The sequence below is a fragment of the Lysobacter sp. SCRH-1R genome, assembly GCF_057747855.1.
Genome location: NZ_CM173227.1, coordinates 1,533,555 through 1,558,865, shown reverse-complemented (window position 1 = coordinate 1,558,865; position 25,311 = coordinate 1,533,555). Strand labels below are relative to the sequence as shown.

16 protein-coding genes are annotated in these 25,311 nt (G+C 62.9%); 6 read left to right on the top strand and 10 right to left on the bottom strand.

Translation table 11 applies throughout. The annotated features are described in order from the left end of the window. Positions 1 to 23: 23 nt before the first annotated feature. From AC3ANK_RS07140 to AC3ANK_RS07130, 3 genes are all read right to left on the bottom strand, one after another. On the bottom strand, positions 24 to 962 hold the full coding sequence (locus AC3ANK_RS07140; RefSeq protein ID WP_484172555.1) for a YqaJ viral recombinase family nuclease: 939 nt from the start codon (positions 960 to 962) through the stop codon (positions 24 to 26). Positions 963 to 1,087: 125 nt separating this feature from the next. Further along, on the bottom strand, positions 1,088 to 1,540 hold the full coding sequence (locus AC3ANK_RS07135) for a hypothetical protein (protein ID WP_484172554.1): 453 nt from the start codon (positions 1,538 to 1,540) through the stop codon (positions 1,088 to 1,090). A 149-nt stretch (positions 1,541 to 1,689) separates the two neighbouring features. Further along, positions 1,690 to 2,799, bottom strand: coding sequence for a toxin-antitoxin system YwqK family antitoxin (locus AC3ANK_RS07130; protein ID WP_484172553.1), 1,110 nt, complete (start codon positions 2,797 to 2,799; stop codon positions 1,690 to 1,692). A gap of 290 nt (positions 2,800 to 3,089) precedes the next feature. Between AC3ANK_RS07130 and AC3ANK_RS07125 the strand changes: the two genes are divergently transcribed. Then, positions 3,090 to 3,530, top strand: coding sequence for a helix-turn-helix domain-containing protein (locus AC3ANK_RS07125; protein ID WP_484172552.1), 441 nt, complete (start codon positions 3,090 to 3,092; stop codon positions 3,528 to 3,530). 51 nt (positions 3,531 to 3,581) lie between these two features. Here the strand turns inward: AC3ANK_RS07125 and AC3ANK_RS07120 are convergent, their stop codons facing one another. The 5 genes from AC3ANK_RS07120 to AC3ANK_RS07100 all read right to left on the bottom strand — a co-directional run bounded on the left by AC3ANK_RS07120 (position 3,582) and on the right by AC3ANK_RS07100 (position 8,514). Beyond that, positions 3,582 to 4,538 (bottom strand): DUF932 domain-containing protein, encoded by a 957-nt coding sequence (locus tag AC3ANK_RS07120; RefSeq protein WP_484172551.1) that lies wholly within the window; start codon positions 4,536 to 4,538, stop codon positions 3,582 to 3,584. 555 nt (positions 4,539 to 5,093) lie between these two features. Next, the gene (locus AC3ANK_RS07115; RefSeq protein WP_484172550.1) at positions 5,094 to 5,405 is read right to left on the bottom strand and encodes a hypothetical protein; all 312 of its coding nucleotides are present in this window, start codon (positions 5,403 to 5,405) and stop codon (positions 5,094 to 5,096) included. Positions 5,406 to 5,755: 350 nt separating this feature from the next. Continuing rightward, positions 5,756 to 6,601 carry a PDDEXK-like family protein gene (locus AC3ANK_RS07110; protein ID WP_484172549.1) on the bottom strand — a complete coding sequence of 282 codons (846 nt, stop codon included), beginning with the start codon at positions 6,599 to 6,601 and terminating at the stop codon, positions 5,756 to 5,758. A gap of 722 nt (positions 6,602 to 7,323) precedes the next feature. Continuing rightward, positions 7,324 to 7,962, bottom strand: a complete 639-nt coding sequence (locus AC3ANK_RS07105; protein WP_484172548.1) for a hypothetical protein — start codon at positions 7,960 to 7,962, stop codon at positions 7,324 to 7,326. A gap of 102 nt (positions 7,963 to 8,064) precedes the next feature. Beyond that, complete coding sequence (locus AC3ANK_RS07100; RefSeq protein ID WP_484172547.1) at positions 8,065 to 8,514, bottom strand: hypothetical protein; 450 nt, start codon at positions 8,512 to 8,514, stop codon at positions 8,065 to 8,067. A gap of 158 nt (positions 8,515 to 8,672) precedes the next feature. Between AC3ANK_RS07100 and AC3ANK_RS07095 the strand changes: the two genes are divergently transcribed. Further along, complete coding sequence (locus AC3ANK_RS07095) at positions 8,673 to 9,020, top strand: HNH endonuclease (protein WP_484172546.1); 348 nt, start codon at positions 8,673 to 8,675, stop codon at positions 9,018 to 9,020. A gap of 282 nt (positions 9,021 to 9,302) precedes the next feature. Further along, on the top strand, positions 9,303 to 12,158 hold the full coding sequence (locus AC3ANK_RS07090; protein WP_484172545.1) for a UvrD-helicase domain-containing protein: 2,856 nt from the start codon (positions 9,303 to 9,305) through the stop codon (positions 12,156 to 12,158). Here the strand turns inward: AC3ANK_RS07090 and AC3ANK_RS07085 are convergent. Then, entirely contained in the window at positions 12,155 to 13,072 is a 918-nt protein-coding gene (locus tag AC3ANK_RS07085; RefSeq protein ID WP_484172544.1) for a LysR family transcriptional regulator, read from the bottom strand. The genes AC3ANK_RS07090 and AC3ANK_RS07085 overlap by 4 nt on opposite strands. 103 nt (positions 13,073 to 13,175) lie before the next feature. Between AC3ANK_RS07085 and AC3ANK_RS07080 the strand changes: the two genes are divergently transcribed. From AC3ANK_RS07080 to AC3ANK_RS07070, 3 genes are all read left to right on the top strand, one after another. Next, positions 13,176 to 13,925, top strand: a complete 750-nt coding sequence (locus AC3ANK_RS07080; RefSeq protein WP_484172543.1) for an SDR family oxidoreductase — start codon at positions 13,176 to 13,178, stop codon at positions 13,923 to 13,925. A gap of 96 nt (positions 13,926 to 14,021) precedes the next feature. Further along, positions 14,022 to 14,978 carry an alpha/beta fold hydrolase gene (locus AC3ANK_RS07075; protein WP_484172542.1) on the top strand — a complete coding sequence of 319 codons (957 nt, stop codon included), beginning with the start codon at positions 14,022 to 14,024 and terminating at the stop codon, positions 14,976 to 14,978. Then, complete coding sequence (locus tag AC3ANK_RS07070; protein ID WP_484172541.1) at positions 14,975 to 15,451, top strand: cupin domain-containing protein; 477 nt, start codon at positions 14,975 to 14,977, stop codon at positions 15,449 to 15,451. Before AC3ANK_RS07075 ends, AC3ANK_RS07070 begins: the two co-directional genes overlap by 4 nt. A gap of 549 nt (positions 15,452 to 16,000) precedes the next feature. Here the strand turns inward: AC3ANK_RS07070 and AC3ANK_RS07065 are convergent. After that, positions 16,001 to 25,285, bottom strand: a complete 9,285-nt coding sequence (locus AC3ANK_RS07065; RefSeq protein WP_484172540.1) for a calcium-binding protein — start codon at positions 25,283 to 25,285, stop codon at positions 16,001 to 16,003. Positions 25,286 to 25,311: the final 26 nt, after the last annotated feature.

Sequence of the window (25,311 nt, the reverse complement as noted above, 5' to 3'; positions counted from 1 at the left end):
GAACTCCTGTTGGGTGGAATGGATCAATCGACGATCACGAACCGTCGCGAACCTGGCTTGGGAACGGTGTAAGCGGCGACGAGGTCCGGGTGATCGGCGACCAGCCGCTGCGTATCCAGGCGGGTGCCATCTTTCGACCGTTTGAAGGTCACCTCCCCGCTCGCGAATACGGCTCGCGACGCGTCACCCATCGCCTGTTGCAGCGTCTGCTTGAGAACTTCAGCCTGTTTGTCCTTGGCCTCCAGCTCAACCCGGAGCGCCACCAGTTCGGCAAGGACGCCGGAGAGACTTCGGTCCTCGCTGAAGTCGAGCGTGGCGCCGCCGCTGCCCGGATACAGCTGACGCAGGGCCTTGTCTGCCGACGCGCTTCCATCCGCTGGAGGCTGGACGTCGCTTTCCACGTATTCCCAGAAACGGGCTTCCAGCACGATCAGACGGGCGATCACGTCTTCGTCCCGCTCGATGCGGTGGATCTCCAGATCTTGCCCGCACAACAGCACGGCCACGTCCGCCGCCTGCTTGCCCGTCACGGCCAACTGGTGCTGCACCTGAAGCTGTACGTATTCGGGTACGCCGTCCCGCCACAGCCGCGAGCCATATTCCCCGGCGGTCTTGCACTCCAGGATTTGCACATCGGGACTTCCCAGCACTTCCCGATCGATATTGGCCAACATGAAGGGGAAGGTCGGGTGCTGCAGGACGGCATTGACCTTCCGCACCTTGCGGTCCGTCCGCTGCATATAGGCCACCGCAACGTAAGGCTCCAGCAGCGTCCCCCAATAGGTCGGCGAGTCCATGCGGGCGCTCTCCTCGCTGGCGGTCACGCGCCCGGTTTTTTCTGCCCACAGCTCAAGCGGGCTCTTGTAGGGATTTAGACCCACCGCCGCTGCGGCGTCCGAGCTGCCGACGCCGCCCTTACGCACATCCAGCCATTGACTGCGTTCCAGCTTTCGGGTGTCCACCAAGCGCAATGCCGTTTGTCTTCTCATCCCTTCTCCAGAAAATGAAAGGGCCACCCTTCGATGGGGCGGCCCTTGCACGATTTGAATTGTTTGTTAGTGCTGCCGGCAAACCGGCTTCCCGCTCTTCAACGCGTTTCAGTCGTTCCAGAACACATGGAGACCTCCGCCCTCGGCGTCGATGAACGACACGTCGCCCTTTGATGCCGCCGTACTCCAAAGGCATCGAAGTCGAAATCCGGCCCTACCCGCGCCAGTTCGCCGACCAAAGTGAGATAGCGCCGCGCCCAGGCGCCGGCATCGGGATAGGTGCCTTGGTAGGTATCAGCGAACAGGTCCGTCGCCTGTAGAACGCTTTCAAAGCGACGGCTTGGCCACAGTTTCTCGAAGGGATCACCGTAGTCGTCCACGGCATCCAGATAGGCCAGCAGTTCGTCCAGGTTCGGATGAGGCCCGAAGTCCGGCAACCCGTCATAGGCCAGCACGCTCCACTCAGGGCTATCGGCGGCCTCAGGCCCCAGGCAAATGTCAGACGACGGCCGGCAGTATCGCGGCGATTCTTCGGCGGATGTCGTCAGCATCGTTAACCTCATCCACTGGCATGTTCGACGACCCGACACGACACCCGCCCGGCTGGCCACAAGGATTCGGGGCATCGGCGTTCTCCAAACAGTAAAAAGGGCCGCATTAGGCGGCCCTTTGATGTGCATTACTTTCGCTGTTTGACGAACTATCCGGCCGACGAGGCACCTGAATCTAGAGCACCACCAGCTTCCTCCTTGGAACCAGCTTCTTGGCTATCGACCTCGCTTTGCACACCATACTTCGCAATCATCTCTTGCATCTCAACGATCCGCTCTGGCGTCCAGACACGGCAGCCTTCGACAATATACTCAGAAGGAGCGGCATTCCCGGAGTTGGCTACAGCCGTTGCAAGGCACTCACGGGAGTTGCGAACTTCAGCGACCACCTGATCGATATCCGAACCTGGATAGACCCCGGCCGCAACTAGCTCTTTCGCCTCGGACAGATAAGCAGCCTCCAAACGATCACGCTCCTGGGCGTCAACGCCCGCTTCGTAGATGGTTTTCTTCAGCAGCTTGCCTGACTGGTCATACTCTTCGTACGGACCATTGAGCTTTCCGGCTATGTAGTTAGCTCTTTTGATGACGGTTTTCCCATCGGGGGCATACCTAATCTCCTCGCCGACCATCACGCCATTCTCGGTCGTTCCCTTCAGGATCACATTGCCCGTCTCAGCGTCGTATGCCTCAATCGCACCTGCCGCCTTGCCATCCACCCAAGTGGCACGCCCTGCAGGCTTGCCGCTCTGCGCGTAGTAGATCGTGGACTCTCCCGAGAGCCTTCCATTGGAATCGAGTGCAGCCTCAGCGAGCAACTTGCCACCTTGCTCAGGACTGAAAAGCCGGATGTCGCCAGCGGGGACATTGTTAGCGTAATGGAACTCAAAGACCCTTGTCCTTGCGCTTCCGGCCACACTGCAGACTGCCGTGCCATCCAGGTAACCATCCTCCACGTCGACATCGCACAACGCCGGAGAGTTTCCGCCCATGATCTGGCCTAATGCGGCTCCCAGCATCAGACCGGAATGAGAGCGATCATGTGTCGCATCTCCGACAAACTTCAACAGCTCACCGATATCCGGCGTCCGGATGCGCGAAATGGGTACGTTAGTCACCGTACCGCTAAACGGCTCATCGGAAGATCCGTCGTAGATTCGGCTGTTTGATATCTCGGCATTCCGAAAATCAAGAGTTTGGCCGCTGCAGCCAGTGAGAACCATTGCAGCCAACGTCAAAGCGGCGGGTCCAACTTTCATGCGAACTCCTTTGTGTGATCAGTTTGTTGCTACATGGCCTAAGCGACGTTGGCCGCGTCTCGCTCTTGTAGGTCAGTTCGTTCTCCGTCCCCGACGTTCGGGCCCAGAAATTTCGCAATGCCCCTTGTCGGGTACATAAACCCGTTCCGGCTCGTCGATCTGACGGAAGTCCCCGGCTCCTGTTCGGAAGACCGGCTTGACGGAGCCACACCTCTATCTGAAAGATAGAGTCTGCCACGCAGCTAGGGGTTTCGTCATGATTTGGCCCATCCTCGCCTCTCCGTTCTTCGGTGCCCGAATCCTCAGCCCGCGCCCTGTTCGCCGCTCGCCTGGTTCAGGCGCGGCAACTGCGTGGCCTCAGCCAGCGTGCGCTGGGGGATCGCATGGGCCTGGGTAAGGACAAGGGGTCTTCCCGCATCAACCGCTACGAGCACCAGGTCACGGCCATCGGCTTCGATAACCTGGACAAGCTCGCAGAGGTGCTGGACGTACCAATTGCATACCTGCTGGCGGACAACGCCGCCATGGCCGACGCCATTCTTGAGCTCTCCAAGGCCAGCCAACGCCAGCAGGCCAACCTTGCCTTGGCTGTCAGAGGGCTCACTGCGACGCCGGCACTGACCAAAGCCTTGGTCAAGGTGCTGCAGCTTCCGAAGCAGGAGCAGGAACGCATCACCCAAGCCCTGCTGGGACTGTTGCCGGAACCCAAAGGCAACGGCGAGGACACCTGAAGCATCCGTTACCCCGGATGCCTCAAGGTCCGCGTGGCTGGCACGTGCCGGCTAGGCGACCAGCTTCATCACTTCGTCCCACGCTCGCTGTTTGATCTGGGCTCCCTGCCCGAACCACGCAGCATCCCGGCGGTGGTCGTCGCTGCGCGCACGGCGATGGTGGTCGACGTACTCGGTCACGCTGTTGAGTAGGCCCCAAGCCGTGCCGCGACTGGAAGCCATCAGTGCGCCACGGCCACCTCCCTCGTACAGCGAACGGACATTGGTCAGCGCCTGCTCGTTGACGACCGTGCCTTTTTTGTCTTGTACCTGGTAGGTCAACACGCGGCGAAGCAGCCCTTCCACCGAATCCGGATCGACCGGGCGCTCCACCAACGCCTTCATGCGCGCCACGAAGCCATCCCACGAAGACACGGTGACGCCCAACTGGCGCTTCACGACATCCGGATCGAACTGGCTGCGGTGCGGCACCTTGATGGCACCGTTGGCGTTGCCCAGCGCGATCGACAGCGTGTTGTTGCAGACCACGCGAACAGAGGTGAACTGCGCCGTGGTCGCCAGTGTGCCGTCGCAGGCGGTCGCCAGCAGCAGGTAGCCGTCCACCTTGTCCCGCCCCTTCAGGTTCGTGCTCTGGCCGGTACGGGCCAGCGCCCAGAACTTGCGGCCTTCGCGCAGCACGCCTGCCGTTTCCAGCTCGAAGCCGTTGCAGGCCGTCAGGTCACGGTAGAACTCCAGGATCTCGCCGGGCTGCACGACCTGGAAGCGCTTGGACACCACCGACAGGGGGGCATTGGTGTCAGAGCGGTACAGCACCTTCTGTTCCGGGAAAGCATTGATGACCCCGATGTTGTTGCAGCCGGTGATGTAGCGGACCTCCGATTCCTCGATCTGCCAATCCATGCCCGCCTGCTTCTTCCAGACCTCGATGGGCTGCTGCGATGCCAGCTTGTTGCCCAAGCCATGCCACGGCTGCTCGCCGGTATAGGCCATCGTTTCGACCAGATGCATTTCGTTTCCTCATTGTTGGCGGCATAAACGCACAAGGCCCGGACGCGATGCCGGGCCTTGTGTGGGATGCCAGTAATGGATTGGATCAGGGGGCCTTTGGGCCACCGCAGGTGGTGCATTTGACGATGCCCACTAGAACGGCGGCGGTCACGACCAGGACGCAATAGATCGCGTCGAACTTGCCTCTGCTCACATCAGTACACCCTTGGCAGGCGCTTCATTGCGGAGCGCCCTGACGCGAAGGCGGTCTCCACCGGCTTCAGTGGGGTGTTATGGGTTTGAAATCTCGTTCAATACGTTGGCTCCGAATGAGCCAAAGTTTGACCAGGAGCCTCCCAAAGTGCGTGCCCCCTTGAACGGCTAGAGTTTTCCGACCAACACAGTCAGCGTCCCTTAGACGTATGCCCACTCGATAATCTCGGCGGCAAGAGAGCAACGCTCATCGGGGGACAACTTTGCGTTGATCTAGATGTCGGCCCGCTCGCCTAGTGATCCCAAAACCCAAGCACCCTTACAAAGGCCCATTCTCACGCGCAGCCGCCACTCGTCGGATCGCTACAGGCTCTTGGCCACGAAGTGGATCCGATTCAGTGTTTCGATATCCTGCTTCCGCAGACAGACATTGAACGCCGCGCGCACTGCATCCAAGTCGATGTCGATCGGATCCGCCGCGTGGTGCTGGTTCAGATCGACCACGCAGAAGATCGCCGATCCGGAGTGCCAATCATCGTCGGCCGGCATCTTCGATCCCTCAGTGGCGCCCACCAGAGCCCCTGCTAGGCCAGCACCCGCTCGTCTGCCGCCTTTGCTCCAGAGGTTCGCGTAGAGGGTAAGCGCATCGCCGGCGCTGGAGTTGTCCAGCACCACCGTGCCAGACCTCGCCAATCCGGTACTCGCCACGCCTAGGCCGAAACTTTGCCCTGCCAGTCATGCGATCTCGCGTCGACGATCTGTCTCCTCGCATTGGGGACCCTTGCTGGGAGAACCAGGTAACGGCGTCACTGACGCAGGCACGGACTAGTGCTTGACCGTCACGCTCCGCCTGATCGAACACCCTTCCGATCAAGTCGCGGTCCGGACCGTTCCAGATCTCAAGCAGTTCACTCGGAAGCTCTTGTTCAGGCTGATCGCCGGGCTCTGCCGGGTACAGTGCATACATCTCATCCATCGCAAGCACATGCTTGTCCCAGAAACCCAACGCGCGGGACGCACCCAACTTATCCATGGTTTGCGCCCAAGACTTGAAGTACGGAGAAGGGTTGAACGACAGTCTGATCGCTCATCGGGCATCTGACACCGCAGAACTCTTGCAGCATGGTAACCAGATACATGCTAAGGAGCTGGTAGCCCGGTGCTGCCACCAGCTTTGGGGCGACGGCAAGAAAGGAGGTCGTGATTTCGGCGAAGCTCATAGGGAGCCAATGGCCCACGTCTTTGTGGTCTTTGGGAAGTCGCCCCTCCACCGTCAGATAGATCAGGACCGTGTTCTGGGTTCGCATTGCCTTGCGGTAATCGCATAGTTGGCGATGCCCTTCGTCTGCATCCACCTTGGCCTCGACCAACATGTGCCATGGTCGATGTGAGCGGGTTCGCCCTTGTGCATAGATATCCACCCGCCTTCCCTGGGCCAAACGGTACTCCGCCTCTACCTGCAGAAAGCTGCGCAAGTCCATTTGGGCAAAGAGCGCTTGGTTGATTTCCTCCGCCTTTCCGCAAGCCAGTTCCAGGAACGCTTCAATCAGCGCAGCTCCGAACCCGTGCGGCTTGTTAGGATCGAGCAGCCACGCCAGCGTGCGAGTATGGGCTACCTCCTCTCGATGGAATCCACTGACGTCAAAGAGGGAAATCACGGCACCCAGCGGCGATTGCGGGAAGGTCGAGAAATGGCCTGACAGGGCTCTACTCGCCCGCCCGCGCACCTCTTGCGTGGCCCGCTCAAGCTTGGAGCCAAGGGCTGCTAGGTCTTCGAAATCGTCCCGGCGATGGCCCGAGGACGGATTCTCCTGAGCGGCCAACAACTCGCTCATTCGCATCAGGTCGGTCCGAAAATCTGGTCGCAGCATGACAGGCCTTCGTGATCCCGGCAGGGACTCCCACGCCGGACTTAGACACATTGAAGCGCAGCGGCCAGCGCCGACGCTCTTACATAGATCGAACCCCATGTGCCCTAGGCGAATCCGTGACCAACGCATCCCTCTTCATGGTGCGGACTGAGCGTACCGATCGCGATCTTGAAGCATCCGGCGCGCCAGCTTGTTGCCGAGGCGATGCCAAGGCTCTTGGCCAGAGTAGGCCATTCTTTCTACCAAAGTGCATTGTCGTTTCCTAGTAAGTCGGCGACAAAAATGCACGAGGCCCGGACGCGCCGGGCCCTGTGAGAGGTGCCAAAGGGGAAAGGAGCTTAAGGAAGTCACCGCAGTTGCCGCAGGAGGCAGCCGCCGTGCAATTGACGATGCCGGCCATGACGGCCGTAGCTGCAACCATGATGCAGTAGATCAACTCGACCTTGTTTTTTATCAGTACAAAGATCCTCCGTGGGCACTACGCAGCGGAGTGCATGATGCGAAGTCGGACATGGCCAACTTCACCGGAGTAGTAAGTGTTTGAAACTTCGTTGATTGTCCGGCAACTGGAATGACGCGCTTTGTTATGCCATTAGCGATCTTGTTCTGATGCGCGCACACAACGCCGAAGCCATTTCGCAACGGCATCGGGCCATGCGTGTACGACCCCCCGCGCTAGTCTTTACGGGGAAGATCACCGTCCATGTATGGAACGCGTCTGGTCAGAGCTGGGTGCCGCGGTTGAGGATGGCGTCCATGGCCTGTTGATACGAGGCTTGCCCCGCAGGAGTCGCCACGATGAGCGAGCCCTCGGTGATCTTGCCCACGGCGCTGCCATAGGTGGCCGTGATGTCGTCGGGGAGCATCCACTCGGCTTCAATGGTTTCGAAGGTCGCGCCCATGCGGTTTTGCTGCTTAGGTGTGAGCAGCGCGGCCGGCTGGCCGAACTTTTCCTTGAGCAATTGGAAGTCGCGCTCCTGGGTGGAAATGCCGCCGGTGGTCAGCCAGAGCCGTTGCAACCGGCCATCCACAACACGCCCAGCGACGTAATTGCCTAGCGTAGGTTGTTTGGACAGCGGGAACTCGATTGAGATCGTCTCGTTGTTGAGCGGTTCGGTGGAGCCCACTTTGCTCATCGGCCGCTTGTAGCAATTGCCCTCTTTCGGCCACATGCCGGAGTAGTAGTTCTCCATGGTCTTGGGCTCTTTGCGGGAGAAACGCAGCTTTTCGCGCGTCTTCCACTCGCATTCGGGCATCGCCAGCGGTTGGTTGAAAGCGATCCCGAACAACGACAGCGGTTCTTGCGCCTTCGCGCCCACGGCGGCAGCCAAAACGGCCACACCAACAATCCATCGAAACATGCGAAGCCCCTTGTTGTGTCGTCCCCAACTCGCAGCTTACCGGGACGTAGGCGCCGCGGCCCCGGTCGAAGGACTGGGTCGGTTGCGACACCTTATCCATGCCTAGCGCCGCCGACCCAGCCCCGGGCTGCCCCCTTGCACCACGGGGCTTCCGCCGCGCAGGCGCTTTCCGTCGTCCCGGCCGAGCGCCCTCTCTAGTCGCTCCAAGGCGGTACGCGGCGCTGGCCGCGCGGGGTCCACCGGTGGCAACTTGGCGATCTGGGCCCGGGTGAGCGGCCTGCCCGGCACCCGCTGGCTCTTGGCCAGCTTCTTCGCCACGGACGTATTGCGCTTCGGCTTTGGCGATTCCTTGGGCGGATCGATCGCATCGAGCCGACCGACGAGCGCTTTCGCGCTGGCCTGCGGCCCCATGCGCTTCATCAACTTGGTAGCTGCAGTCTCGGCTTTCTTGCGAGTCCATCGAAGCCGTTCCATGGCTTCGCGGACAATGCGCTCATAGAGCTCTGCCCGCGTGGGCGCGTCCTGAACCTGAGGGCGGGCATCCTTGGTCATGGTCAGTATCTTGACATTGGGGCAGCTGCGGCGGGATAACTTCCCGCACCGGTTCGGCTCAAGCCCCGGTGTTGTGCCTGCATAGCCGCATCGGCTCCAGGTGCCCGCGCGTCCTGTCTCCAGGCAACGGGAAATTCCCCTTGTCTCTTGGAGCTGCTATGGCCGCCCTCACCCGTTTGCGTTCCCAAGCCTTTCACGCTCAGCATGGGCGTTGCTACTACTGCGACCTCCCGATGTGGCAGGCTGCCCCTGACGAAATGAAAGCCTTCGGCCTGAGCCCGCGTATGGCCGCCCCACTGCACTGCACCGCGGAGCACCTAGTGGCGCGGCAGGACGGTGGCAAGAACGTGGAAGGCAACATCGCCGCCGCGTGCTGGTTGTGCAACACACGGCGCCACAAGCGCAAGTCTCCGCCCCCACCGGACGTTTACCGCGCCTTCGTGCAGAAGCGTTTGGCCAAGGGGAAGTGGCACTCACCGATAGTGCGTCAGAGTTTGAAGAGCTGAAGGCCCCGCTCCGCTGCCGTGACGTTCCGGCGATACTGCTCGGCCTTTTGCTGGGTATGCCAACACCCTGCGGGCGGCGCCGCTACGACTGCAGCGACGCGGATCGGTTTGCGCGGGAAAGAATCGGCGATTCATTGTCCGAGGCTGTTTCCATCTCAAGCAACATCAGTGGCGGTGAACGTGGCAACGGCAAACGGGCCAGTTCGTACTAGCATGGGACAGTCGGGCGCGGTGGCATGACATGCCCGCGTCGGCTTTGTCAGGGGGAATGCGGTGCAAGGAATGGCAAAAGAATGGACTCCCTCGTGGTTGGGGCAACATCTGACTGGATCACCGGATTGGCGCTTGCGCCTAGACGGCTTGGAACTTGCCTTGAAGGTGGCGGGACACACGCACCGGGTAAGCGTCGAGGAAGAATCCACATATCGCGTCCAATCCGGCGCGCTCTGGACGGACATCACCTTCCACCCAGGACAAGACCGGGAGATGAAGGTCGATGGGCTGCCCAACGCCCAAGGGACGACCCTCGCTCAGGCGCTGAATGTCGCCCTGCTTGAAAAGCGCGTTCGGGAAGACTTGTCGCTTCTTCAGACAGAGCACCAAACGATCGACCGATGGCTGGAATACAAGAACAGCCAAGAACAGGCCTGCGATCTAGAGCGTCGATGGTTCACTCATGAGCAGCAGGCGGCCGTCATGGCGGCTCGCCCATCCGTGGATGCTAGAGCCATCCGCACTCGTTTAAAGAAACCCGGTGTTGCGGAGCGCTTGGGCCCGAAGGCCAGCGCGATCGAGCGCTCGTTGGCGGCCTGGGAAACCGACCACCGTCCTGCCTGGGCCACGCTCAATGCTCTCCACTCCGAGCGGGAACTCAAGGACTGTAAACATCTGCTGGACCGGGTGGAAAGCAAGCCCCTGACCGAGGAGCAGGCCCGGGCCGTTGTGTGTTTCGACAACAGGGTGCAGGTCGTGGCCTCGGCCGGCTCCGGCAAGACCTCCACCATGGTGGCGAAGGCGGCCTATGCCATTCACCGCGGGTTCGTTGCACCCGAGCGGATCGTGCTGCTGGCCTTCAATAAGCAGGCGGCCGATGAGCTCAAGGAGCGCGCGGCCAAGGCATTCGAGCGCTTGGGCATGGAAAACGTGAGCGTGGAAGCTTCCACCTTCCACGCCTTAGGCCTGCGCATCATTGGTAAGGCCACGAAGGAAAAGCCCGACGTTCCCGACTGGGCCATCGATCCGGCCGGCGGGGTGCGGAAGCTCACCGAGATCGTCGATCACTTGAAGGACCACTCCACACTGTTCCGAAACCAATGGGACCTGTTCCGGTTCGTTTTTGGGCGGGACCTACCGGCCTTTGGCAGTCCTGGACAAGCCGATTCGTGGGACATCCAGGGCAACGGTGCGCTCGTAACGAACCGGGGCGAGCGGGTGAAAAGCCTGGAAGAGGTCATGATCGCCAACTACCTCTTCTTGAATGGGGTCGATTACCGCTACGAGGACCACTACAAGCATCGCACCGCCGATGAAGAACACCGCCAGTACAAGCCAGATTTCTATTACCCCAGCCTGGACCTCTACCACGAGCACTTCGCGCTCGACGCTCAGGGCACGCCCCCGCCCCACTTCGAGGACTACATGGAGGGGGTTCTCTGGAAGAGACGCTTGCACACCGAAAAGGGCACGGCGCTGTTTGAGACCACTTCCCATGGTCTCCGCAACGGCGACGACTTCCAACGGTTGGAGGACGAACTGACTGCCCGCGGGGTCGAACTGGACCCCAACCCGGACCGGGAGATTCCCCAAGGTGGGCAAAAGCCCATGGATGCGGTCGAACTGATCGGGCTGGTTCGCACGTTCATGAGCCACGCCAAAAGCAACGGCTTGACTGTTCCCGCACTGCGGAAGCGATTGGACGACATGCCTGAGGATTCCTTCAAGCATCGCCACCGGATGTTCCTGGACATCGCCGCCCCCATCCTGGAAGCCTGGGACACGGCCTTGGCGGCCGAGGGGGGGATCGACTTCGAGGACATGCTCAATCTGGCCGCCGAGCATTTGGAGAGCGGCCGTTACGAAGCACCCTATGAACTGGTGATGGCCGACGAGTTCCAAGACGCCTCCAGAGCCCGCGCCCGGTTGTGTCGCGCCTTAGTCCAGAAACCAGGTCGATTCCTGTTCGCCGTTGGCGACGACTGGCAGTCCATCAATCGTTTCGCCGGCGCCGACGTGTCGGTAATGACGGGCTTTCGACAGTGGTTCGGTCACGGCCAAGTACTTAAGCTCGAACAGACGTTCCGGTGCCCGCAAGCCTTGTGCGACGTGTCCAGCGCGTTTGTTTCCAAGAATCCTACCCAGATTCCAAAGCACGTTCGCTCGGTCACCCCGGCCCAAGGCCAAGTACTCCAGGCTTTCCATGTAGACAGCAAGGACAAGTTGGCCGACGCGATCGACCAGTTTGTGATGAACCTGGCAGAGAGGGTGCGCGATGGAACCATTCCCCCAGGCCGCAACGGAAAAGTCTCGATCTACGTACTCGGGCGCTACAACGCCGATCGTCAGTACGTGCCGGCCAACCAGCGCCGTTTCGACCGCTGGGTGCACGTGTCCTTCCTGACCATTCACCGCTCCAAGGGCAGCGAAGCGGACTACGTAATCCTACCGGAGATGCTCAGCACCCTCCGGGGACGGAGCTTTCCTAACACCCGCACCGACGATCCCGTGCTGGCGTTGGCCATGCCGGATGGGGACAACTTCCCACTGGGCGAGGAGCGTCGTCTGTTCTATGTGGCCCTGACGCGCGCGCGGCGCAGCGTGGCGATGTTCACCGCCCGAGGTCAGTGTTCCACGTTCCTTCGAGAGCTCGAAGAGGACGGAGCCGTGGTGATCACCGACACCGATGGCAAGTCTATTCAAGAAGAGAGCTGCCCCGCCTGCAAACAAGGCGTGCTGCTGCTACGCACCGGCCCATATGGGGAGTTTCGCTCTTGCTCGAACTTCCCAATCTGCGCCTACAAGCCGAAGAGGCGCCACCCAGCACCGTCGTCCCTTTCGCCCAAAATGGGTTCTTTCTCCCAACCGGGTTCGCGTCGGACAGGTGGCGTTTTCCTGCGAGGCGGTCGAGCAGAGAAATCCTAAGCGGTGACATCTATCCCTTTGACCAGCCGTGCCGCAAGCCGCCTGTCCTTCATCTGCGTCAGCCACCAGTCCAGTGCCCGGCCTTGGTGATCGCCACGCCACGCCACATACAGCAGGTTGGGCTCGCGCGGATCCAGCATCGTCTTTGCGACAAGATCGCCGCGCTTGAGCAGACTCGCCACACGGTCGCGCGGTAGCCAGCCCACGCCCAGCCCTTCGCGTTGCGCCTGAATCTTGGCCGACATGCTGGGCACCGCCAGCGAGGCTTGTCCGCCCAACACGCCGTAGCCACGCACGTCCACTCTCCTCGACGTGTCCGCCACCACGACCGCGCGGTGGCGTAGCACCTGCGCAGGCTCTACGGGCTCTCGGGCTTTGGCCAGCGGATGATGCGGCGACACCGCGAACACCCACTCCATCACGCCGAGTTCGAACCAGCGCAGGCCGGGAATGACGGGCGGCTCGTTCGTCGCCCCCACCACCCGGTCGGCGCGCCCATCGCGCAATGCGTCCCAAGTGCCGGTCAGCACTTCGTGGGTAATGCGCAGCGTCACGCCGGACTTCAACGCATCGAACGCGCGGATGACGGGGAGCAGTGTTTCGAACTCGAGGATCTCGTCGGTGACGATCCAGAGCCGATCTTCCCAGCCGCCGGCCACCTGCTTGACCCGCTGCGTCAATCGCGACACGTCCAGCATCAGGCGGGCGGCTTCCTGCGCCAGCAGATGGCCCGCAGGCGTGAGCTGCAGACGGTAACGGCGGCGATCGAACAACAGGGCGTCGAAGCGCGCTTCGAGCTGCCGCGCCGCATGCGAAACGGTGGAAGGTGCCTTGCCGAGCCGCGCCGCGGCTCGCGACAGGCTCCCGCTCTCGCGAATGGCTTCCAGGAGGGCCAATTCGTCGGCTGACAACATGTTCGAACCCTTCGAACGAGTCCGTCGGAATTGTGGCACGGAAAGCCGCAAGCGCCGCGCCAGCATGACGTCACAGCAATGGGCTGGCACCGAAGGACTTCACATGAACCGCTTCATCAACAAGACCATCCTCGTCACCGGCGGCAGCAGCGGCATCGGCCTGGCCGCCGCCCGCGCGTTCGCCGCGGAAGGCGCGCGCGTGATCATCACCGGCCGCGATGCCGCCGCACTCGAACAGGCCCGGGCCTCGCTGGGCGATCACGCGATCGCGCTGGCGAACGACGCCGGAAGCACGGCCGAAGCCAGGGCATTGGCCGCGACGCTGGCCGCCGCCGACGTCCACCTGGATGCCGTGTTCGTCAACGCCGGAGCCGCGAAGTTCGCCGCATTCCCGGACGTGGACGAGGCGCTTTGGGACCAGATCTTCAATACCAACATCAAGGGCCCGTACTTCCAGGTCCAGGCGCTGTTGCCGCTGCTGAATCCGGGCGCATCGATCGTCATCAACGGCTCTATCAACGCACGCATCGGAATGCCCAACACGACCGTGTATGCCGCGAGCAAGGCCGCGGTGATCTCGCTGGCAAAGACGCTGTCGGCCGAACTGCTGCCGCGTGGCGTGCGCGTGAACGTGCTCAGCCCGGGGCCGGTGGCCACGCCGATCTACGGCAAGCTTGGCCTGGATGCTGAAGCGCTCGAAGCGACTGCTGCCCAGATCCAGAACCAGATCCCGCTGGGTCGTTTCGGCACGCCGGAAGAAATCGCAGCGACGGTGTTGCATCTGTCGTCACCTGAATCGGCCTACATCGTCGGCACAGAGATCATCGCGGACGGCGGAATGAGTCAACTCTGAGTGGCCGACCGCAGCGCACCATTGCGTTCAATCAAGACAGTCTTTTGCTCCAGGCGGGCCGCACTGCGGCCCGCGAGCAGCACACAGGAAAACGACATGAATCGCCCGATCTCGACCACACGAACCTTCATAGCGGCGATGCTGATCGCCGCCTTGCCCGCACTTGAATCCGCCGCCGAGGTGCGCCCCTTCCCGGCGAGCTTTCGCGAAAGCCAGATGACGGTGAGCGACGGCACGCAGCATGTGCGCGTCGGCGGCAAAGGCACGGCCGTTGTGCTGCTGCATGGTTTCGGTGATACCGGCGACATGTGGGAGCCGCTGGCGGCCAGGCTCGTGCAGGATCACACGGTGATCGTGCCCGACCTTCGCGGCATGGGACTGTCGTCGCATCCGGAGGGCGGATACGAGAAGGCCGCCCAGGCGCGGGATCTCGCGGGCATCCTCGACAAGTTGAAGGTCAAGAAGGTGCAACTGGTGACGCACGACATCGGCAACATGGTGGGTTACGCACTCTCCACGCATTACCCGGAACGCGTCACCTCATGGGTCGTCATGGATGCGCCATTGCCCGGCATGGGCACCTGGGAGGCCCAACTGGTCAATCCACGGGTCTGGCACTTCAACTTTCGCGGGCCCGATGTTGAACGCCTGGTCGCGGGGCGCGAACGCATCCTGCTCGATCGCTTCTGCAACGACCTCGGCGGCGATCCCAGCCGCATCGACGAGCAGACGCGCCAGCATTACGCCGAACTCTATGCACGGCCGGGCGCCATCCACAACGCTTTCGGCGGTCAGTTCGAGGCGTTCTCGCGCGACGCCGAAGAGAACAAGGCCACGTTCGCGGAAACGGGGAAGATCACCATTCCTGTGCTGGCGATCGGTGGCGACAAGTCATACGGCGCATCGATGAAGACCGAGCTGGAGTACGTCGCATCGAACGTGGAAGGCGGCGTCATCGAGAACTCGGGGCACTGGATCATGGAGGAACAACCCGACCAGGCGATCGACCTGATCATGCCGTTCCTCGCAAGAACATCGAGGGATGCACGATGACCACGACCGCTTCCACCATATTGCTTCTGCTCGGCGCGGCGGCGTCGAACTGCTTCGCCGGACCATCTGAGGAACGTCGTCTGACACCGACGGAAATTGCTGGCTTGGCCAAGAACAGCGGAGGCGCGGGAACGTCTGGACTCCCCGCAGTCACCACGACTGTCTTGTACGGCGACCCAGCGCAGCGTGGCTTGTACACTATCCACCTGGAGGTTGCGCCAAACACAACGATCAGGGCGCATACACACAAAGATACCCGGACCGCCTCGGTGGTGTCTGGTATGTGGCACTTCGGGTATGGGGAACAGAATCTGCCGGAGCTGTTGCGGCTATTGCCTGCTGGAAGCTTTTACACCGAGCCTGCTGGGCAACCGCACTTCGCCCGGACAGGGCCAGAGGGCGCTCAGGTCATGATCACGGGTTACGGCCCGACCGATACTCTGTACGTCGAGCACGCCTCAAGCGGAGATTGACCCCGTAACTCCGCGGACGCTTCGAGCCCAACGCCCGCGCCTGCCGGGGGAAGGTCGCCATCGGTCAGAATCGACTTTGACATCTATCCGAGGCCGGCCAGCGTTGCGAAGCCTTCCATGAAGAGCTGCAACGAGAAGTCTCCCGAGGTGTGATGCCCCACGCATGCCGCGTGGAAGCGCGTCAGATCGTCCGGAGCTTCCGCCCAACCGTCAACCGATCATCCATTGCGCGTCCATGCGCAGGATTCCCATGAGTGTGTATCGGCGCCGCGAACCATGCTCACGGGGATTGAAATTATCGGGCATCGGACTCTGATGGACGTCCGCTCCGGGGCCGAAGGCGGACATTAGCACCGGCTCCGCGGCGCCGCGCGGCCTCGTCCGCTATCGGCCCTAAGCGGACACCGCTCAGGCAAGACGAAGATGTCACCGTTGATCGCCCCGCGACGTGCGAGCCTTTGTGCGCGGGCACGTGCAGCGCCGCAGTCAAACCGCCGCGCGACCGGAAGAAAAGGAAGGCCCGCAATTCGGGGCCTTCCTCGCAGCGGCTTACGTGTCCATGTAACCAACACGTGCGCCGTCGTTGCGATGGCTCTGGTGCATGCCGCCGCCCCAGAAGTGGCGTTCGAAGCGATCATCCGATCCGGTCCCGTCAGCCGGGCCAGTCAAAGCGCCGCCGCCGAAGCTGCTCATCGCCTCCACCAGCGACTGCAGCTCGCGGCTTGGAACTATCGGATCGTTCGCGGAAGTCGGCTCGGCTCCAAGACCGCGGAGCACGTCCATCGCGTCCTTCCAGTCCGTGTTCGACGGCGTCCAACAGGCTGGCGGAGTATCCAGCGACTCGGCCGCGATGGTGGAGGTGCTCGCCAACGGCGTTTCGCTCGCGAGTTGCGTCATCGGAGCCGTCATCGAGGACAGCGGCGCCAGCAGCGAGCCGAACTGCGAGGCGGGAATGGCGTTGCCTCCGGCGGGCTGCACGTAGGCGATTGCGTAGTCGCCACCCAGGAAGTGCTTTGCCACTCGCACCTGGCTGGCCGCATTACCGTCCACGCGCACGATCAGATCGTCGACGTCGCGGTGGAAGGTGATGCGGCTGCGCGCCACGCTGTACGCACTGCTGTTGAAGTGCAGCCAGTCCGTGCCACCCCCGGTGTTGTCGATCGTGTCGGCACCGCCACCGTAGATGTACTTGTCGTTCCCGGCGCCGCCGAACATCTGGTCGTTGCCGTCCTCGCCCACCAGCTGGTCCGCGCCGGCGCCGCCGACGAGGATGTCGTTGCCAGAGCCATTGTGCGAGCCATTTCCGCCCGACAGGTAATCGTCGCCATCGCCGCCGTCGAGCTTGTCGTCGCCGTTGAAGCCGAACACCGTGTCGTTGCCGCCGAGGCCCCTCACCAGGTCGCGGTCGTTCGTGCCCAGCAATTGCTCGCCGGCCGCGGTGCCGGTGACGATCGACGGGTAGTCGTCGTCATCGCCGCCGCCCGGATCCCCGCCGCCACCCACCAGCGCATTGATGGCCGCGGTATCCAGCATCGCGCCGCTGGCCGGCTGCACGAAGTCGATCGCGTTGTCGCCGCCGAGGAAGTGGTTCGTGACCGTTACGGTCTGGCTGGCGTTGCCGCCGACGGTAATGACCAGATCATCGCCGGTCCGCGCGAACGACAGTTGCGCGGCGGTGGTGCCGTTGTTGAAGAACACGCCATCGATGCCGCCACCGGTGTTGTCGATGATGTCTTGGCCACCGCCGTAGACGTAGTCGTCATCCCCCGCTCCGCCCAGCAACGTGTCGTTGCCGTCTTCACCCGCGAGGGTGTCGTTGCCGATGCCGCCTTCCAGGCGATCGTCACCCGAGCCCGAACCGCTTCCATTGCCGCCGGACAGGTAATCGTCGCCGTCGCCGCCTTGCAGCGTGTCGTTGCCGCCCAAGCCGAACAGCTGGTCGGCGCCGGCCAAGCCCTTGATCAGATCCTTGCCGCTGCCGCCGACGAGTTGTTCGCCGGCCGCCGTGCCCTCGATCACCTGGTCGAACCCGGTGCCACCACCGGCGACGAGCTGGTTGATCTGCGCCGTGTTGAGATAGAAGCCGCCGTCGGGCTGCACGTAGTCGATCGCGGCATCGCCGCCCAGGAAGTGGTTCACCAAGCGCACCGCCGGCGTGGCCGCGTTGTCGACGCTGATCAGCAAGTCGTTGCCATCGCGGGCGAACGAGAGGTTTTCGGCCGTGATGCCATCAGTGAAGAACACGCCATCGAAGCCACCGCCGGTGTTGTCAACGACGTCCGTACCGGAGGTGGCGTTGACCACATACTTGTCGTCGCCGGCACCGCCGATCAACGTGTCGTTTCCGCCCGCCGCGACGATGGTATCCGAGCCGCCGAAACCATGGATCACGTTGGCGCCGTCGTTGCCCGCGATGTAGTTGTCGAGCGCGTTGCCGCTGCCGTCGATTGCACTACCGCCCATCAGGAACAGGTTCTCGATGTTGTCCGAAAGCGTATAGCTGGCCGTGGTCTGCACCTGGTCGGTGCCGGCGCCCGACGCCTCCACCACCACGTCGCCGGCATCATCGGTGACGTAGACGTCGTTTCCAGTGCCGCCTTCCAGATGATCGATACCCTCATCGCCATCGAGGTAGTCGGCGCCATTGCCGCCCATCAGCACGTCGCTGCCCGTGCCGCCGAACAGCGAATCATCGCCGTCGAGACCGTGCAGGATGTCGTTGCCGTCCCAGCCCCCGAGGGTGTTCGCGCCCGAGTTGCCAGTGATGGTGTTGTCCAGCTCGTTGCCGTTGCCGGTCTTGATGCCCGCCACGAGGATCAGGTTCTCGACGTTGTCGGACAGCACCAGATTGGTCTCGTAGCGCCGTTCGACCGTATCCGTGCCCTCGCCTTCGTTCTCGTAGATCCAGTCCCGGTTGCTTTCGTTGATGAAATAGTCGTTGCCGGCACCGCCGTGCATGTCGTCGCCGCCGAGGCCGCCATCGATCCGGTTGTTGCCGGAATTTCCGACCAGCACGTTATCGCCCTCGTTGCCGGTACCGTCGATGTTCGCGGTGCCGGTGAGAACCAGGTTCTCGAGCGTTGTACCCAAGGTGTAGCCGATGCTGGATTCGACGGTGTCGGTACCCTGGCCGGCCAGTTCGACGACGACATCGCCGACATCGTCCACCACGTAGGTGTCGTCGCCATCGCCGCCGGCGAGCACGTCCGCGCCCGCCCCGCCATCCAGACGGTTGTGTAGCGAGTTGCCGACGATTTCGTTGTCCCCCTGATCGCCCGTACCGGCAGTGGCGCTACTGCCCTCGACGAGAATCAGCTTCTCGACGTGGCCGGACAGCGCGAAGTCGCTCGTGCTCTCCACCACGTCGTAGCCCTGGCCGGCCTGCTCGGTCGCGGTGTCGGCGCTGTTATCCACGTAATAGCGATCGTCGCCGCTGCCGCCCTGCATCTGGTCGATGCCGTCGCCGCCATCGAGCTCGTCGTTACCCGCGCCGCCGAGCAGCGTGTCGTCACCGCCATTGCCGCGCAACACGTCGTCGCCGTCCAGACCATCGAGCTGGTTGGCGGACTGGTTGCCCACCAGCTCGTTGCCCAGCGCGTTGCCGGTGGCGGCGATATCGCCGCCCCCCGTCAGCTCCATGCGCTCGACGTGATCCGACAGGGTGAACGTGACGCTGCTGCGCACGGTGTCCTCGCCCTCATCCTGTCCTTCGGCGACCGAGTCTCCGACATCGTCCACAAGATAGACATCGTCGCCGAAGCCACCGCTCATCGCATCGGCGCCGGTTCCGCCATCCAGGTGGTCGTTGCCGATGCCGCCATCGAGCGTGTCGTTGCCGGCGCCACCGAGCAGGGTGTCGGCGCCTGCCAAGCCGTTGATGCGGTTGTCGAGACTGTTGCCATGCACGGTGTCGTCGAGTGCAGTGCCCCTCAGCACCTGCATGTTCACGTCGTAATCGCCCAGGCGCAGACTCAGGCCATCATCGAAGGTGAGCTCCAACGGTTTCAGGGTCAAGCCCGTGGCGCCGTCGAAGTAGTCGGCGAAGCGCAATCCGTCCGCAGCGCTGTCGATGAAACGGACCACGAGGTCCGTGCCTTCACGTCGCAGGTAGACCTGCTCGAACGTGAAGCCGCTCAGTGCCAGCGTGTTCGTGCCAGCGATGTCCCACACCGTGTCGAACCCGTCTCCGCGAGCAAACTGATAGCGGTCGTTGCCCACGCCGCCGCGCAGGGTGTCATTGCCGGCCCCGCCGCGTACCTGATCGTCACCGTCGCCGCCGTCGAGCCAGTCGTTGGCATCCCCACCATCCAATGCATCGTTGCCAGCCTCGCCGAACAGCTGGTCCACGCCCGCGCCGCCACCCAGACTGTCGGCGCCGTTGCCGCCGGAGAGATAGTCGTCGCCGAAATCGCCAAACAGGACGTCGGTACCCTCGCCTCCCGACAACGTATCGTTACCGTCGTCGCCATGGAGGGTGTCGTTGCCGCCGTTGCCATCGATACGATCGTTCCCGCCACCGCCGGCAATGGCATCGTCGCTGGCGTAACCCGTCAACACCTGGCCCGCGTCGGTTGCAGCCAGCGCGCGGGTCTTCACCTCGGTCGGATCCCAGACGGTGCCGTCGTCGAAGCGGATCTGAGCGAGGGCGTAACCGCTGCCGGCATCGTCATGGAAGAAGCTTTCGACGCGCACTGAATCCCCGGCGCCCGTGATGCGCAGCACGAGGTCGCTGCCTGAGCGCTCGGCGACCACCTGCGAGGCGAGGATGCCGGCACCAAACACCAGCGTATCGGTCGGCGACTGCGCACCGGCATTGTTGATAGTGTCCTGACCGTCCCCCAGTTCGAACCGGTACGTATCGGTGCCTTGGCCGCCGATCAGGCGATCGTTGCCCAGCCCCCCGCGCAGGACGTCATCGCCGCCCTCGCCGTGGAGCAGGTCGTCGCCGGCGTCGCCCTGCAGCACGTCGTGGCCGTCACGGCCATAGACCGTATCGTCGCCACCACCGGCCGAGAGGACATCGTTGCTTGCGTAGCCGCGGATCTCCTGGTCGGCATCGCTCGGCGCCAGCACGAGGGCCTTCACATGGGCGATGCTCCAGACCGTGCCGTCGGCGAACCGGATTTCCTTGATGGTCCGGTTCGTGCTGGCGTCGCTGGCGAAGTAGCTGCGTACGCGAACCGAATCGGCGGTGCCGGTGACCCGTAGGATCAGATCATCGCCCTGACGCTCGACCGCGATTTGCGAGCTCGCGATTCCGGTGCCGAATTCGATGACGTCGGTGGCGGCATCCGTGTACGTGTTGCCGAAATTTTCGATGGTGTCGGCACCACTGCCGACGTCGAAACGGTAGACGTCGGTGCCGGCTCCGCCGACCAGGTAGTCGTCGCCACTGCCGCCAATGAGGATGTCATTGCCATCGTGGCCGTACAGCGAATCGTTGCCGCTGTCGCCCTGCACCGCATCATCGCCGCCCATGGCATGGATGTCATCGTCACCACCACCACCTGCAAGGGTGTCGCCACTGGCATAACCGGCGATCCGCTGGTCGGCGTCGGTCGGTGCTAGCACCAGCGTCTTCACCTGCGTCGGCGTCCATACCGTGCCATCGGCGAAGCGGATCTCGGCAATCACCTGCGCGCTGTCGGCATCGTTGCTGAAGTAGTACTGCACGCGCACTTCGTCGCTGCTTCCTGCGATGCGCAGGATCAGGTCGTCGTTTAGTCGCTCGGCCACGACCTGCGAAGGCAGGACGCCGGTACCGAACTCGACGACATCCGTCGACGCTGTGGCCCACGCGTTTCCGGAGTTGTCGATAACGTCGCGTCCGTCGCCTGCGTCGAAGCGGTAGATGTCCATGCCCGCGCCGCCGGCCAGGAGATCGTTGCCCACGCCACCGACGAGGATGTCATCGCCGGCTCCACCGTTGAGGTCGTCGTCGCCCGCCTGGCCTTGCAACAGGTCGTTGCCGCCGTAGCCGTAGACCTCGTCGTTGCCGCCCGCCGCTGCAAAGGTCTCCGCTGCCGCCGTGCCGTACAGGCCGTCATCGCCCTCACCCGCCGTCTGCTGGATCTCCGACAGGATGCGATCCAGCGTCCACACCTCGCCGTTGTCGAATCGGAACGATTCGATCACGCCCTCGCGCAGCGCGCCTTGGACGCCTTCGAACACGTTGCTGATACGTACGCTGCCAACCGTGCCGCCGACGTCAATGTGGACGATGATGCCCGACACATCGCGGGTGAGCGTCAGGTGCTCCGGCAGGATGCCGCCAGTGAACAGCAAGCGGTCGTTGCCGTGGGTGTCGAAGATGATGTCGTGACCGTCGCCCAGACGATACAGGTAGGCATCATCGCCTCCTTGTCCGTACAACGTGTCGTCACCCAACTGGCCGATGACGAACTCGCCTGCATTGGTGGCGAACACCGACTCGTTGGCATCCGTACCGCGCACGGCACGCTGGCTGAGAAGGTCGCCGATGGGCGGGTACTGCGACACCACGCTGACCAGCGCCTGCTCGAGCAACGAACGGTAGGTGGGCGAATACGCCCCCAGCGCAGATGCCGTGGACGATAGCCGGATGATCCCTTCGGCGTCGCTGGCCAAGTGCATGTCGATTAGCGTCTGCTTCAGCACATCCCAATCGATCATGACGCGGTGATAGCCGGACGCGAAGCCGCCAAGGAAAATGCCGCTATCGGCGTAATCCAGCTGGGCCGACAACTGCGCCTCGACGTACTGGGCGAACTCCGCGAACTCTGCCGTCAGCAGGTTGCCCGCTTCGGGCCTGGGAATCGGGTCGTCAGGCGTGTATGTGTTGCGGTACGGGCGGCCGACCAGCGCCTCGACCACGGCCAACTGCCGGGCGTCGACATAGGAGCCGCGGCTGCCGGGGTCTACCTGGGCCACCCCGACCCACTCGTAGATGATCGCGGCCAGCATTCCGCCGCGCTCGGCATCCGTTGCGCTCGCGTAGGCCTCCACCATCTGCCGCAGGGTCGCGTTGCCCGCCATCGCCTGACGCAGATCCATCACGTTGCCGAAAGCCTTGGCATCCGGCAGGTCGATCAGGTCCAGTTCCGCCTCGACCGTAGTGGGCACCTGGTTGATGCGGTCCGAATTGTCGACGGTGAACCACACGTCGGCCGCCGCAGCCGCGGAGCCATCGGTGCGGATCGCACTGCCGGTCTGCCGGTGCGCCTGGCCGTTGGCGTCCACATGGGTCGAGTTCTGCCATGCCGTGCGGATGCCGGCCAGGCCCGCCTGCGCCAGGGTCAACAGCTCGCCCGACTCGGTGACGCCGTTGCCGTTGGCGTCGCGCCAGATGCGCAGCTGCGCGAACGCACTGTCGTTGGCGTCCACGATGCCGTCCCGGTTTCCGTCGAGGTCGGCCAGCGCTTCAAAGCCATTGGCGGCCAACGCGCCAGAGGCAAGCCGCGTGCTGCTTCCGAACAGCTCGCGGCCGTCATCAATGCGTCCGTTACCGTTGAGATCGCGCACCAGCAGACCGTCGTCCGCGCCGACCCAGCCGGTGGCTTCGGCCATGCCGTTGACGTTGTGGTCGAAATGGCGATTACCGCTGAGCGCTCGGGTCTCCACGCCGTCGCCATCCAGGTCGATGATCAGCGGAGAGGCACGGCTCTCCGGCTTCTCCATGTCCGGCTCGTCCTCGTCGTCCGGTTCGGTCTGCAGGAAGATGCCCAGGTCGCCATTCTTGAAATCGTTGATGGTCAGACCGCCATCGATGACCAGCGTGGTGTCGTTGAGCACGTAGAGCGTACTGCCGTTGCGGTACTCGTTCTCCGGGTCGGACTCCTTGCGGGTGCCGCCGGTGAGGCGTCGGTCGTCGAGGAACACCGAACCGCTGCCATCGGTGTCGCGGATGGTGTCGCTGGAGTCGGCGTTGTACGAGTCGAAACCGGCGCCACCCTCCATCTGATCGGCACCTTCGCCGCCGTCCAGCAGGTTCACGCCCGCACCGCCATACAACTGGTCGGCGCCATCGTCGCCGTAGAGCTTGTCGTAGCCGGTGTCACTGCCGCCCTCGGCGTCGCCATGCAGCACGTCGTTGCCCGCGCCGCCTCGCACTTCGTCCTTGCCGCCGCCGCCTTCGAGGATGTCGTTGCCCTCGCCGCCCCGCAGCTTGTCGTCGTCCGCGCCGCCCTTGAGCGTGTCGTTGCCGTCGCCGCCTTCCAGCTCGTCGTTGCCGGCGTCGCCCAGGAGTTCGTCGTTTTCGGCATCGCCGAACAGCTTGTCGTCCTTGTCGCCGCCGACCAGCTTGTCTTCGCCATCGCCGCCGTGCAGTTCGTCCTTGCCGTCGCCGCCATCGAGCTGGTCGGCTCCGTCCTCGCCGTACAGGTAGTTGTCGCCGCTGCCGCCGGCGATGCTGTCGTCGTAATCGGTGCCCTTGATGGTTTCGGCGCCCTTGACCTTCAGCGCGAATCCACCCGTGCCGGCGATCTCGATTGCGCCATCGCCGGCATCGGTGACGTTGGCGCCCTCGGTCATCTCGCCGAGATCGACCGTGTCGCCCTCTTCGCCGCCGTCGGCGCCCATGTCGATCTCTTCGAGACCTGCCAGCTTGCTACCGTCCAAGCTCTTGATGGTCAGCGTATCGTCGTCGCCTCCGAGCTTGATCTTCTCGATGTCGTACAAATAGTCCGTGCTCACCCAGCCGGCGACTTCGGCGCGATACTTGAACTCGGAGCTAGCAGGAAGCGCAGTATTGAGCGTGAGCGTGAGTTGGGTGGTGAAGGATGAATAATCGACCGTGTCGGTGCCCTCGCCGCCATCGATGAGGTCGCCGCCACCGGCACCGCCCAAAATGCGGTCATCGCCGCGTCCGGCGTGGATGACGTCCGGGGCCAAGCGCCCCTCCAGAGTGTCTGCCTCGTAAGTACCGACCTTGTAGCCCTCACCTCCAAGCGAGAGCAGGTTGGTGAATACCAGCTCATCGCCGGGGCTGAAAACCGAACCCTGCTCCAGTCCGTAGTAGTTCCAGAAGAACTGGTTCGTCGCCGAGACCAGGTTGCTCTGGTCCTGATCCGGAACCACAGGGCCAAACACGTTTTTCAGCGCCTCGCCGAAGTTCGGGATGCCTGCCCACCACAGTGCTGAACTAGATGCCTGGATGGATGCGATCAGGTCGTAGGTGCCTTCGTTGTGCTTGAGGGTCTTCGTGCCCTCGCCTTCGATCGTTCCGACGACCTGCTCATGGTTGAGAAGAAGGTCAGTGTAGAACTTGTCGTAGCCCAGATAGGGGAACAGCAGTGTGCCCGCCCATGGCGCATAGTCGGCACCCGGAGAACCCGGCATGTTGACGAACACGGTACTCGCGGCCGCACCCGCGTCGATCGCACCCAAGCCCTCGATACCCGGGAGCAGGCCGCCATGCCCAAGAATGTCGGCCACGAGCCGAAACGCGATTTCGTTCGATGCCTTCTGGTTGAGGATCTCCGCGGTAGCCGGGTCGCCACCACGAATCTCATACTGAATCTTCGTGTACTGGCGGATGAAGTCAGCGAAGAATCCATCGCCGCTATTGACCTTCGACGCGCCGTCGATCCACGTCCAGACGATCGGGTCCACATCAGGACCCGGTACACGAATGGTCGCCTCGTAGGGCACCCCGAACTCGTCGTCTCGGGTGACGGTCTGCGTGCTGCTGATGAAGCTCAGGATCAGCTCGTACAGCGGAGTGCCAAGGCCTTCCGCCGCAGGATTACCGCTTGCCTGCTGCTGCTGTGCCTGAAACAGTTGGTTCAGTTGCGCAAGCTGCTGCGCGGTCAGCGTCACACCACCATCGCCACGCACGTAGTTCGTTTGAATCGTCATGATCAGCAATCTCCTTGTGTACGACC

Bases quoted from the DNA above. Each gene is read 5' to 3' on its own strand.
- AC3ANK_RS07135 (WP_484172554.1), bottom strand. From the start codon at position 1,540: ATGCTGACGACATCCGCCGAAGAATCGCCGCGATACTGCCGGCCGTCG.
- AC3ANK_RS07130 (WP_484172553.1), bottom strand. From the start codon at position 2,799: ATGAAAGTTGGACCCGCCGCTTTGACGTTGGCTGCAATGGTTCTCACT.
- AC3ANK_RS07120 (WP_484172551.1), bottom strand. From the start codon at position 4,538: ATGCATCTGGTCGAAACGATGGCCTATACCGGCGAGCAGCCGTGGCAT.
- AC3ANK_RS07110 (WP_484172549.1), bottom strand. From the start codon at position 6,601: ATGCTGCGACCAGATTTTCGGACCGACCTGATGCGAATGAGCGAGTTG.
- AC3ANK_RS07105 (WP_484172548.1), bottom strand. From the start codon at position 7,962: ATGTTTCGATGGATTGTTGGTGTGGCCGTTTTGGCTGCCGCCGTGGGC.
- AC3ANK_RS07100 (WP_484172547.1), bottom strand. From the start codon at position 8,514: ATGACCAAGGATGCCCGCCCTCAGGTTCAGGACGCGCCCACGCGGGCA.
- AC3ANK_RS07095 (WP_484172546.1), top strand. From the start codon at position 8,673: ATGGCCGCCCTCACCCGTTTGCGTTCCCAAGCCTTTCACGCTCAGCAT.
- AC3ANK_RS07090 (WP_484172545.1), top strand. From the start codon at position 9,303: ATGGCAAAAGAATGGACTCCCTCGTGGTTGGGGCAACATCTGACTGGA.
- AC3ANK_RS07085 (WP_484172544.1), bottom strand. From the start codon at position 13,072: ATGTTGTCAGCCGACGAATTGGCCCTCCTGGAAGCCATTCGCGAGAGC.
- AC3ANK_RS07080 (WP_484172543.1), top strand. From the start codon at position 13,176: ATGAACCGCTTCATCAACAAGACCATCCTCGTCACCGGCGGCAGCAGC.
- AC3ANK_RS07075 (WP_484172542.1), top strand. From the start codon at position 14,022: ATGAATCGCCCGATCTCGACCACACGAACCTTCATAGCGGCGATGCTG.
- AC3ANK_RS07070 (WP_484172541.1), top strand. From the start codon at position 14,975: ATGACCACGACCGCTTCCACCATATTGCTTCTGCTCGGCGCGGCGGCG.
- AC3ANK_RS07065 (WP_484172540.1), bottom strand. From the start codon at position 25,285: ATGACGATTCAAACGAACTACGTGCGTGGCGATGGTGGTGTGACGCTG.